Raw genomic sequence first — 12,405 nt, 5'->3', positions numbered from 1 at the left:
GCAGATACAAGGGCCTGATTTTACGGTACATTGTTGCCGGAGTTCATTTTACTACTCTACCAACTTCAATAATACAAACAGCAAACATTAATCTTTAAACTTATTTTAAAACCATGAATCGTAGAAGTTTTGTACAAGCTACTGGCTTAACGCTAGGCACGTTGGCCCTATCGGGCAAAGAACTACTGGCAGCTATGCTGGCCGAAAACCCATATAAAATGAAAGAAATACGCGGCGGTGTAGGCGTTTTTACTGAAAGGGGCGGAACCATCGGCTACCTGATAACCCCAAAAGGTGTAGCCGTTGTTGACTCTCAGTTTCCTGAGCAATCGACACACCTGATTGGAGAATTAAAAAAAATGTCTGAAAAGCCTATTCAACTGTTAATCAACACCCACCACCACGGCGACCACTCTGGCGGTAATATTTCTTTCAAAGGTATTGCCGAACACGTAGTAGCACATGAAAACTCATTGAAAAACCAAAAAGCCGTAGCCGAAAAAAGCAAAACAGAAGATAAGCAACTTTACCCCGATGTTACCTATACTACTACTTGGAAACAAAAAGTAGGTAAAGAAAGTATAAAAGCCTACTACTTTGGAGCCGGCCACACCAATGGCGATAGCCTGATACACTTTGAACACGCCAATGTGGTACACATGGGCGATTTGCTTTTTAACCGGCGGTATCCGTTTGTTGACCGTTCGGCGGGGGCATCGGTCAAAAGCTGGATTTCGGTGCTTGACAAAACCTTGTCTACTTTCGATAACGACACCATCTTTATTTTTGGCCATGCCTTTGACCCTGAAAAAATTACAGGCAACAAAGATGACATCAAGGTTTTTCAGGACTACCTGTCAAAACTATGGAATTTTGTTGAAGCCGAAGTGAAAGCAGGCAAGTCGAAAGAAGAAGTTTTAAAGGCTACTGCTGTGCCGGGTGTTACGGCAATGCAGGGCGATGGTATCCAGCGAAGCCTGCAAGCAACGTATGAAGAAATTGCCGGACAATAAATTATTCTTTGGAATAGTCTAATTCCTTAACAGGAAAGTACAATAAATATTAAAAAACAAAATTTTATCTTAAAAAATTTGGATTTAAAAAATCCTTTCGACTACATTTGTAAAGAAAATGATTCGCACTTAGCGAATTTTCGCAAATAGAGAAATTTATTTATGCACCATAGAAGCGTCCTTATCGTCCCAATTATTCTCGTACTCGAACAACGGGTGTGAAGAAGGACGCACGACCATAGCAAAAGCCTTCTTCACGCGGTGAAGAAGGCTTTTTTATGAACAAAATATTATTTACGACTTATTTTTAACCGTTCGTTTCAAATGACCATTCTAAACAAATTCAGTCGAACCCTCACGCAAGAAGTAACGAATCCAGCCGCTCAAGCCATGCTTTATGCCATTGGCCTGACAGAAGAAGACATGGCAAAGCCACAAATTGGTATTGCCAGCACAGGCTATGAAGGTAACCCTTGTAATATACACCTTAACGGGCTTTCGGTACACGTAAAAAAAGGTGTGCAGGAAAACGGGATGGTTGGGCTGATTTTTAATACCATAGGTGTTTCAGACGGAATGACTAATGGCAACGATGGCATGAGTTATTCATTGCCAAGCCGCGATATTATTGCCGATTCGATTGAAGATGTAGTTTCAGCACAATGGTATGACGGTGTAATTACCGTAGTGGGCTGCGACAAAAATATGCCCGGAGCCATGATGGCTATTGCACGTTTGAACCGCCCCGCGATTCTGGTCTACGGCGGTACTGTAAAGTCGGGGCATTATCATGGTCAGAAGCTCGATATTGTGTCGGCTTTTGAAGCACTCGGTAAAAAATTTGCCAATAACATTTCTGACGAAGATTATAAAGGAGTAATCCAGAACTCGATTCCGGGGCAAGGAGCCTGCGGAGGAATGTACACTGCCAATACAATGGCTTCTTCTATCGAAGCACTTGGCATGAGTTTACCTAATAGCTCATCATATCCGGCTACGCATGAAGGCAAAAAAGCCGAATGTCTGGCTATTGGCGCAGCCATGAGAAACCTGCTTGAAAAACAGATTCTTCCGCGTGACATCATGACCCGCAAAGCCTTTGAAAATGCGCTTACGGTTGTAATGGCACTAGGTGGCTCAACTAATGCGGTGTTACACTATCTGGCCATTGCGTCGTCGGCGGGTGTACCATTTACTCTTGATGATATTCAGGCTATTTCAGACCGCACACCGCTGCTTGGCGACATGAAACCTTCTGGTAAATACTATATGGAAGACCTGCTTCCGATTGGTGGTGTACCGGCCGTAATGAAATACCTACTTAAATCAGGGTTTATTCATGGCGATTGTATCACTATTACAGGTAAAACCGTTGCCGAAAATCTTGAAGAAGTAGTTGACCTTGATTTTAGTACACAAAGCATCATCCGCCCTGTGTCAGAGCCAATTAAACCCACAGGCCACTTACAGATTCTTTATGGAAACCTTGCAGAAAAAGGAGCCGTGGCGAAAATTACAGGAAAAGAAGGCGAAAAGTTTGAAGGTATTGCTAAAGTATGCGAGCGCGAAGAAGAAGTAATCGAATACCTGAGCAAAGGCGAAATTAAGCCTGGCCATGTGCTGGTAATTCGGAACGAAGGCCCTAAAGGTGGCCCGGGTATGCCCGAAATGCTCAAACCAACCTCGGCCGTAATGGGTGCGGGTCTGGGTTCGTCCGTAGCCATGATTACCGACGGTCGTTTTTCAGGTGGTACACACGGTTTTGTGGTAGGCCACGTAACACCAGAGGCGTTCGATGGCGGAACCATAGCACTGGTAAAAGACGGCGATAAAATTACGATTGATGCCATCGAGAACCAGCTTATTCTGCACGTGTCGGACGAAGAACTGGCTGCACGCAGAGCCGCATGGCAACCGAAAGAGTCGCCGTTTACAAGAGGGGTTCTTAGGAAATATATCAAAAACGTGAGTTCGGCAAGTGAAGGATGTGTAACTGACCTATAACAGAGCATATAATGGATGATTTTATAAAGAAGTTTGCGCGTAAATACCTGAATCTGGAACTCCGTCGCTTTAATGTCATGAACTCTCCGTTTGCCTTAATCAAGCATTTACTGGAGAGCCACCAAATAGACCTGCTGCTCGATGTAGGCGGGTTTGTAGGCACCTACGGAGAAGAAGCCAGAGAAATGGGATATAAAGGAGAACTTATTTCGTTTGAGCCTATTAAAGCCAGTTTTGACAAGCTCAAAAGTAAAGCCGATAAAGACCCGAAGTGGTCTTGCCAGAACATAGGTTTTGGTACCAAAAGCGAAGCCCTGACTATTAATATTGCTGGTAATTTTGCCAGTAGTTCGTTACTCGGAATGCACAAAAATCATACAGATTTAGCACCCGATACGGCATATCAGGCAACCGAGACAATTCAGATAAGACGATTAGACGAAGTTATTACCCCCGAAATAGCCCAAAAGTACCAGTCTATTTATTTAAAAATTGATGTACAGGGCTATGAACTGAACGTACTGGCAGGAGCCACCGCTTTATTGCCTTACATTCAGGTTGTTCAGGCTGAAATCTCGTTCGTACCGCTATACGAGCAAGGGCCTCTATACCATGAGGTTATCAGCAAACTAGATTCATTGGGTTTTGAATTATTTACGATTCTTCCTGAACTGAAAGACCCCAAAAATGGCAGGCTTATGCAGGGCGAAGGAATATTCGTAAGAAAACAACAAACCCATTGACCCCAAAAGACTTACAAGCAATCAATGATACATTAAAAACCATGCTGATATGGGAAATTTATTAGAAGTAGAAGCAAAACAGGAGACATTTTCTTTAAGTCTTGAAGAACCCAAGAAAAAGGATTTTCTTACGGGAGCACAAGCTATGATGGAATGCTTGCTAGCCGAAGGTGTTGAAACCATTTTTGGGTATCCGGGTGGCGCCATTATGCCAACTTACGATGCCCTCTATGACTACATCGACCGCATTAACCATATACTGGTGCGTCATGAGCAAGGAGCAGGACACGCGGCACAAGGGTATTCACGTGTGAGTGGCCGCCCGGGGGTGTGTCTGGTAACTTCAGGCCCCGGAGGTACAAACCTCATTACGCCTATTGCTGATGCTATCATTGATTGTACCCCACTGGTTTGTATTGTAGGTCAGGTAAAATCAACCCTGTTGGGTACTGATGCTTTTCAGGAAACCGACATGATAGGTGTAACTACACCTGTTTGTAAGTGGAACTACCAGATTACCAGCCCCGACGAAGTACCCGAAGTAATGGCCAAAGCATTTTATATTGCACAGGCCGGAAAACCCGGGCCAGTTGTGATTGATTTCACACGGGATGCACAGGCCGGAAAAATGACCGAGCATTTCGACTACAAAAAAATAAACAAACTGGTTACTTATAGGCCACGGGTAGTGCCAAAACAAGACCAGATTGAAAAAGCCGCCGAATTAATAAACAAGGCCAAACGCCCTTATGTATTGTTTGGGCATGGTGTATTAATTGCCGAAGCCATGCCAGAGCTAATGGAGTTTATCGAGAAAACCGATATACCTTGCGCCAGTACATTACTGGGAATTTCGGCCATGCCTATTGACCACCCTAATTATATGGGCTGGCTAGGAATGCACGGTATGTATGCACCTAACGTAATGACCGACCAATGTGATGTGCTAATTGCCATTGGTATGCGTTTCGATGACCGTGTAACGGGCGACTCGACCAAGTTTGCTAAACAGGCCAAAATTATTCATATCGAGATTGACCCGTCTGAAATAGAGAAAATCAAGAAAACAGAAGCCCCCGTAGTGGGCGATGCCAAAGAAGCCCTGAAAATGTTGATGCCTCTGGTAAAGAAGGGTGATTTTACCGGATGGAAAAATGAATTCAGAAAGCTCGATTTGAAAGAACACCAGAAAGTTACACTCCGCGATTTGAAAGGAGAAGGTAAAATAAAAATGGCCGAAGTAGTTGCCATGCTCTCTGACAAAACCAATGGCGAAGCCTGCATTGTGGTTGATGTTGGCCAGCACCAGATGGTAACAGCCCGCTATTATCAGTTCCGTAAACCTCATTCTTATATTGCTTCGGGTGGGTTAGGTACTATGGGATTTGCTATTCCGGCATCGTTTGGGGCAAAAATGGGCGCACCTGACCGCGAAGTAGTAGGTATTATTGGCGATGGCTGTTTCCAGATGACCATTCAGGAACTAGGCACAATTGCCCAGAGTGGCCTTGCCGTAAAAATGATTATCCTGAATAATAATTATCTGGGTATGGTTCGTCAGTGGCAGCAATTATTCTTTGAAAACCGTTACTCGTTTGTTGAGTTACAAAACCCTGACTTCATTACCATTGCCAAAGGTTTCGGTATAGAAGGCCATACTTGCAGCGAGCGTGAAAACCTGAGCGAATCGCTTGATAAATTACTGAGTTCAAACAAGGCTTATCTGTTAGAAGTATTAGTGGAAAAAGAAGAAAACGTATTCCCGATGGTTCCGGCAGGCACAAGTGTGTCGGAGATACGTCTGGAGTAATGCTGAATAACGAATGGCAAATAAAACCTGTTTGTCGTTCATCCTATTCATCGTGCGACGTCCGCTGATTCGCCATTCACTCATTCACGATTTAATACTTATGACAACATACACTATTTGCGTATTTACCGAAAATAGCATCGGATTACTCAACAAAATCACAATAATTTTTACCAGACGAAGAATCAATATTGAGTCTTTGACTGTCTCGGAAACCGAACGACAAGGGATTTCCCGTTTCACGATTGTCATTAAACATGAGAAACGTGAGGAGGTAGAAAAACTGGTTCGCCAGATTCGGAAGGTTGTCGAGGTACTGGCTGTATTCGGTTATCTCAACGAAGACATCGTTTACAACGAAATTGCCCTCTTCAAAATCTCAACGCCTATCGAGGGCAAGGTAATCGATGTCGAAAACATCAATAAAGTTTATAAGGCATGGGTAGTATACTGGGGGCTCGATTACGTAGTAATTGAAAAAACAGGTACTGAAAGAGAAATTTTCGACTTTTTCAGGTACATCAAGCCACATGGTATCATCGAGTTTGTTCGTTCGGGAAGGGTAGCCGTTGGTAAAACCCCTAAAGGGCTTATCGAGTACTTACCCGAAGAAATCACCGAATGGGAGTATTATCTGTAATACACGCAGGATTCGTTCGGCGTTGGTTACCGACTAAAGCGTTCAGTAGCCATTGCCCGTTCTTTTAAAAGCATAATCTGAATTATAAGTAATAACACAAAACAAAAACAATAAAAATGGCAAAGTTAAATTTTGGCGGTGTTGAAGAAGAAGTAGTAACCCGCGAAGAGTACCCTCTTGAAAAAGCAAGAGAGTTTTTGAAAAAACAAACCATCGCTGTCATTGGCTACGGCGTACAAGGGCCTGGTCAGGCAATGAACATGCGTGACAACGGCTTCAACGTAATTGTTGGACAACGCCCCGGCAAAACCTACGACAAAGCGGTAGCTGATGGTTGGGTACCGGGCAAAACGCTTTTCAACATTGAAGATGCACTGAAAAAAGGTACTATCATTTGTTTCCTTTTGTCTGATGCAGCACAAATTCAATTATGGCCAACCGTTAAAAAATACCTTAAAAAAGGTAAAACCTTGTATTTCTCGCACGGTTTCGGCATTACTTATAGCAAAAAGACTGGTATTAAACCTCCTAAGAGTGTCGATGTTGTATTGGTTGCGCCTAAAGGCTCGGGTACATCGCTTCGCCGCTTGTTTGTAGAAGGTAAAGGTCTGAACTCTAGCTTTGCCGTTTATCAGGATGCCTCAGGCCATGCCCGCGAAACAGCCATTGCCATGGGTATTGGTGTAGGTTCAGGATACTTGTTTGAAACAGATTTCTATCGTGAAGTAACTTCTGACCTTACCGGCGAAAGAGGTACTTTAATGGGGGCTATTCAAGGTATTTTTGCCGCTCAGTACGAAATCCTACGCGAAAACGGACACTCGCCGTCAGAAGCATTTAACGAAACCGTAGAAGAACTAACCCAATCGTTGATGCCATTAGTAGCTGAAAACGGTATGGACTGGATGTATGCCAACTGTTCTACTACTGCGCAACGCGGTGCGTTAGACTGGTGGAAACCTTTCCGCGATGCAACAAAACCAGTATTCAAGAAATTATATAATAGCGTAAAAACACAAAAAGAAGCAGCGCAATCTATTGAACGTAACTCACAACCAGACTACCGTGAGAAACTAGAGGTAGAATTGGCAGAACTACGTGACTCGGAAATGTGGCAGGCCGGAGCTACTGTACGTAGCCTAAGACCTGAAAGAAACTAATCCGGTTAAAAATATACACTTTTTGATTGAGTAGGTATTTTTTACCTACTCATTTTATTTTTTATTACATTTGGCAAAAATTCTATTTCGCTGGTAACGTTAGTGAATAGTTTATAACGTAATAAATAACCGGTTAAAAAACGCATTTAACCAATGACAAGCATCAACAAAACAGTTCCAGAAAAACCACTTACTTTTCCTGATATAGATAATATATATGTGGCGGCTGAAAAGCTCGAGGATATAGCCACACACACACCGCTTATGCACAATCTGAATCTTTCGGAGCGGTTCGGTGCTAATATTTACCTCAAACGGGAAGATTTACAGGTTGTACGCTCATACAAACTCAGAGGTGCTTACAACAAAATGGCTAATCTGTCAAAAGAACAGCTAGCCAAAGGCGTAGTTTGTGCCAGTGCGGGCAACCATGCACAGGGCCTTGCGTATGCCTGCAAAAAAATGGGGGTTACAGGCACTATTTTTATGCCTACTACCACACCTGCACAAAAAATAAAACAGGTGGGTATGTTTGGAAAAGAATTTGTAAAAATAGAACTCGTGGGCGATACTTATGACGACGCTTACTTTGCCGCTAAAAATTTCTGTGAGGCGCAGGATGCTACTTTTATTCATCCGTTCGATGACTTACAAGTGATTGAAGGACAAGGCACTGTGGGGCTGGAAATATTTAAAGATGCTAATTTTAAAATAGATTATCTGATTTTTGCTATTGGCGGGGGCGGGCTGGCCTCTGGCGTATCTACGGTTTTTAAACAGCTTTCGCCCAAAACCAAACTGGTAGCAGTTGAACCTGAGGGCTCGCCGACGATGAAAAAATCGCTGGAAGCAGGCAAAGTAGTTACACTGGACGAAATTAACAAGTTTGTTGACGGAGCCGCCGTAAAACGTGCCGGAGACCTGACTTTTGAGGTTTGCCGCCAGAACCTTAACCATGATATTATTCTGATTCCAGAAGGCAAGGTATGCTCTACCATTCTGGAACTCTATAACGAAGAAGCCATCGTGGCCGAACCAGCAGGTGCGCTGTCGGTTTCAGCCCTTGATTTTCTGAAAGATGAAATCAAAGGTAAAAATGTGGTTTGCATTATTGGCGGGGGTAATAACGACATTACGCGTACAGAAGAAATCAAGGAACGGTCGTTATTGTACGAAGGGCTGAAACATTATTTTATCATCCGTTTTCCGCAACGAGCGGGTGCATTTAAGGAGTTCCTGAACGATGTGCTTAGCCCAACCGACGACATCGTATATTTTGAATATTCTAAAAAGACATCGCGCGAGCGGGGGCCTGCACTGGTGGGTATCGAGCTTAAACAGAAATCGGATTACCAACCCCTTATTCATCGAATGAAAGAACATAACATTCAGTTTGAATACATTAACAAAAAACCTGATTTGTTTGAGTTTTTAATCTGACAGTAGGACGGAACATTATTCCGTCTTACCTTTGTAGTTCAGAAGCACCTATTTAGATTGATGTATTGGATATTTATATTCCTTTTCTTTGTCTTCCTCTGGCAAGTCCACCGAAATGCAACTTACATTTCTGAAAGTCTGAGCGATTACGGCCTTAAATTTTTTCTAGGCCTTGTATCGTGTATTATCCCGACGGGTTTTCTGTTAGCCAAGCTAAACCAGATTAACCAACCCGTATCGTGGGGCCTTTGTGTTAATCTTATTGCTTTTCTGTTTTATATTCTGTTCAAACAGTTGGCTAATAACCACCATTTCAAAGTTCGGGCAGGGGTTCAGTCGTTTCGTCGTAAGCTGGCTCACAACTGGCAGCAACAGCCTTTATTAAACAAGTGGTCGTTAGGCTTTTTGTTTGCGGGGGTAGCTGTTACGGCAGTCATTAACCTGCTTATTTCGCTGGTTACTTTTCCTAATGAGTGGGATAGCATGACGGGCCATCTGGTTAAATGTGCCTTTTATTTACAAAATGGTAACATGGACCGCCTGCAAGGAACAACCTGGACCATCGATTTTTATCCGAACTCATTGCCTACCTTGCAAATTTTCTTTTACCATGTATTAGGCGAAAAGGGCTTCAAAATTATTCACTACCTCTCCTACTGGATATTCGCGCTGGCTAGTTATGGCATAACTTATAAAGTTTCAAAAAACTTTACGGCTTCGTTATTTACCGGACTCATCACTGCCCTGCTTCCGACAGCTCTGATTCAGGCCACTACTACCGAAACCGACATCGTTCTGACGGCATATCTGGGGTGTCTGGTTTATTTTATGTTTGCCTTCAAACAAAAACCTACGCCGCTTAACCTTGTCCTGATAAGCACCATAGCAGGTGTCTGGATTGGCCATAAAGTTACCTTCTTGCTTATTGCTCCGGCGGCACTGGTTGTGGCTGTTTATACGGTTCTGTTAAAGAAAGAATTTTATAAAAACATAAATTTTTTTCTGATAAGTTTCATGCTCAGCATTGCCATTTATGTATTGCCTACGGGATATATAGGTAATGTTAAAGAGGTAGGGCAATTCAGGTTAGGAAGCCTTTCGGCTCCGCCAATTGTAATGAAATGGCATGGCGTTGAAGACTATACCACACAAGAAAAACTCAAGAATATGGGGCTTAATATTACCCGTTATTCTTCCGACTTTTTCAATCTGGACGGCCTCAGAAGCACTAATTTAGGCAAAAAAATTAACGATGCTTTCAGGGTTGTGCCTGATAAGTTTTTTGGTAACTTCAACATAGAAGGCGACCGCTTCACGGTAGTTTCTTCTTTTTCGTTCAGCCATCCTATTCGCTTTTATATCGAACGCCCCTATTGGGGTATCATAAGTTTTGGTATGGTTTTACCGGTGCTGATTTTATTGCTTTATCGGTCGGTTCGGTATTATCGTACGCTCGAAACTATCGAAAAAAGTATGCTGGTATTAGCAGCGGCAGCAACATTACATTTTTTATCGTTGTGTTATTCGGCCCCATACGACCCCATCAAGGCACGTTATTTTCTGAATATGGCGGTTTGGTGTATGCCTTTACTGGCTTCGTTCCACCTGCTTACAGCCAAAAAAGGCTGGCAGTTCTGGGGCGTATTTTGTAGTTTTCTTATTACCGTATCGGCTATTTGCAGCATATTATTTACACGAATCCATCCAGTTTTTGAAGATAAAAACATTTTTAATATGACGCGTCTGGAGCAACTTACCCTTGCCCGACCCGACATTTATGAGGCGTACAAAAAATTTGATGACCTCGTGCCTAAAAATGCGGTTGTAGCTTTAGGTACACAACAAGAACACGAAGATTTTGAATATCCGCTCTGGGGCGAAGATTTCACCCGTAGGCTGATACCTATCCACCCGTTCCGTAGCAGGCTCAAGCCTATTCCGGCAGAAGCCCAATACCTGTTTTACTCTAAAGGTGTGCTTCCTTATGAAGAGGGCGACATTGCATTAGGGCAAGGCGATACCCACCACGATACCCCCGTAGAAGAAAGTACGTTCTTTTTACGCAAACTTAATACCGAAACCACAAATACCCCCAAGCCATGACCATCGGCATCATGCAGCCATATATTTTCCCTTACATTGGTTATTTTCAGTTAATCAATGCGGTTGATAAATTCATAGTGTATGATGATGTGGCCTATATTAACAAAGGCTGGATTAACCGTAACAACGTTTTAGTTGGCGGCAAAGCCTCCATGTTTACGATTCCGTTAATTAGTGCCAGCCAGAACAGGCTTATCAGAGACATTGAGGTAGATAATCTGGCGAACTGGGCTAAGAAATTCCTGAAAACCATTGAGCAGTCTTATAAAAAAGCCCCGTATTATCAGGAGGGTTCGGGTATTTTAACAGAGGTTTTGTTATCGAATCCGGCTAATATTGCCGAGCTTTGTACAAAAAGCCTTCAAACAACCTGCCAGTATCTGGGCATCAAGACCGCATTTGTTGAGAGTTCGGTTGTGTACCAAAACCAGCACCTGAAAGCGCAAGAGCGTATTCTGGACATTTGTTTGCAGGAAAAAGCACAGCATTACATTAATCCTATCGGCGGAATGGCAATCTATGACAAACAACTTTTTGCCGATAATAAAATCTTACTTAATTTTATCAAATCAAAACCCATTGAATACAAACAGTTTAACCAGCCGTTTGTACCGTGGTTATCAATGATTGACCTGCTCATGTTTTGCTCCGTAGAGGCAATTCAGGCATATTTAAAAGAATTTGAATTGGTTTAAAAACATAATCGTTTTACAATGGCAAAAGTAGTAGTTTTTGGTACTGAGCTAGTGGCAGAATTAGCCCATTATTACCTCACGCATGACTCACCGCATGAAATCGTGGCATTTACTAAGCATAGAGCATACATTAAAGAAGGCGAAGATACTTTCTGCGGTATTCAGTTAGTGGCTTTTGAAGATGTTCCGGCCTTGTTTCCTCCGTCAGAATACAAGTTTTTTGCGCCTTTAAGCGAGCGCAAAATGAACCAGATTCGCGCGCAGGTATATGGCGAAATAAAAGCACTAGGTTATGAATGTATTTCTTATATCAGCTCAAAAGCTACTGTGCTAACCGATAAAATTGGCGAAAACTGTTTTATTCTCGAAGACAACACCATTCAGCCTTTTGTAAAAATAGGTAATAACGTAGTGCTTTGGAGTGGCAACCACATAGGGCATCATGGCGAAATCAAAGACCATGTTTATTTTACGTCGCACGTGGTGCTTTCGGGGCGTTGTGTTGTAGGTGAATATTCGTTTTTTGGGGTAAACGCTACCATTCGTGATGGTTGTACGCTAGGCGAAGGAACGCTGATAGCCATGGGGGCTAACCTGACCAAAACCAAAACCGAACCGTGGAGTATCTGGAAGGGGAATCCGGCCGTAAAAGCAGAGGTATCGAGCAAAGATATTAATTTGTAAATACGTTTTAAGAGAAAGAGAGGCGGGCCTCTCTTTTTTGTTAAATAACTTTATGATTTTAATCTATCAGATTAACGATTTTTCGTGTGGTTTTTTCACTAAAATTCTCGAAC

General features: G+C 42.8%; 10 protein-coding genes. All 10 read left to right on the top strand.

Features of this window, described 5'->3' with window-relative positions; translation table 11 throughout:
* Window positions 1-113: 113 nt before the first annotated feature.
* The 10 genes from WAA15_RS10195 to WAA15_RS10150 all read left to right on the top strand — a co-directional run bounded on the left by WAA15_RS10195 (window position 114) and on the right by WAA15_RS10150 (window position 12,292).
* Entirely contained in the window at window positions 114-1,013 is a 900-nt protein-coding gene (locus tag WAA15_RS10195) for an MBL fold metallo-hydrolase (protein ID WP_337042634.1), read from the top strand.
* Between the two features lie 324 nt (window positions 1,014-1,337).
* Complete coding sequence (ilvD, locus tag WAA15_RS10190; RefSeq protein WP_337042633.1) at window positions 1,338-3,017, top strand: dihydroxy-acid dehydratase; 1,680 nt, start codon at window positions 1,338-1,340, stop codon at window positions 3,015-3,017.
* Window positions 3,018-3,028: 11 nt separating this feature from the next.
* Window positions 3,029-3,760: an FkbM family methyltransferase gene (locus WAA15_RS10185; protein WP_337042632.1), complete on the top strand. Its 732-nt coding sequence runs from the start codon at window positions 3,029-3,031 to the stop codon at window positions 3,758-3,760.
* Between the two features lie 49 nt (window positions 3,761-3,809).
* Window positions 3,810-5,570: a biosynthetic-type acetolactate synthase large subunit gene (gene ilvB / locus WAA15_RS10180; RefSeq protein ID WP_337042631.1), complete on the top strand. Its 1,761-nt coding sequence runs from the start codon at window positions 3,810-3,812 to the stop codon at window positions 5,568-5,570.
* Window positions 5,571-5,670: 100 nt separating this feature from the next.
* Window positions 5,671-6,210 (top strand): acetolactate synthase small subunit, encoded by a 540-nt coding sequence (gene ilvN, locus WAA15_RS10175; protein ID WP_337042630.1) that lies wholly within the window; start codon window positions 5,671-5,673, stop codon window positions 6,208-6,210.
* A gap of 116 nt (window positions 6,211-6,326) precedes the next feature.
* Window positions 6,327-7,370: a ketol-acid reductoisomerase gene (gene ilvC, locus WAA15_RS10170; protein WP_337042629.1), complete on the top strand. Its 1,044-nt coding sequence runs from the start codon at window positions 6,327-6,329 to the stop codon at window positions 7,368-7,370.
* Between the two features lie 153 nt (window positions 7,371-7,523).
* Complete coding sequence (ilvA, locus tag WAA15_RS10165) at window positions 7,524-8,810, top strand: threonine ammonia-lyase (protein ID WP_337042628.1); 1,287 nt, start codon at window positions 7,524-7,526, stop codon at window positions 8,808-8,810.
* 60 nt (window positions 8,811-8,870) lie between these two features.
* Window positions 8,871-10,913, top strand: coding sequence for a hypothetical protein (locus tag WAA15_RS10160; RefSeq protein ID WP_337042627.1), 2,043 nt, complete (start codon window positions 8,871-8,873; stop codon window positions 10,911-10,913).
* The gene (locus tag WAA15_RS10155; RefSeq protein ID WP_337042626.1) at window positions 10,910-11,608 is read left to right on the top strand and encodes a WbqC family protein; all 699 of its coding nucleotides are present in this window, start codon (window positions 10,910-10,912) and stop codon (window positions 11,606-11,608) included. The genes WAA15_RS10160 and WAA15_RS10155 overlap by 4 nt, the downstream gene beginning before the upstream one ends.
* Window positions 11,609-11,626: 18 nt before the next feature.
* Window positions 11,627-12,292 (top strand): acetyltransferase, encoded by a 666-nt coding sequence (locus WAA15_RS10150; protein ID WP_337042625.1) that lies wholly within the window; start codon window positions 11,627-11,629, stop codon window positions 12,290-12,292.
* The last annotated feature ends 113 nt before the right edge of the window (window positions 12,293-12,405 follow it).

It is taken from the genome of Emticicia sp. 17c, assembly GCF_037153985.1.
In the GTDB taxonomy this organism is placed as follows: domain Bacteria; phylum Bacteroidota; class Bacteroidia; order Cytophagales; family Spirosomataceae; genus Emticicia.
The sequence above is the reverse complement of the archived record's forward strand: the minus strand, read 5'-3'. Positions and strand labels throughout refer to the sequence as shown.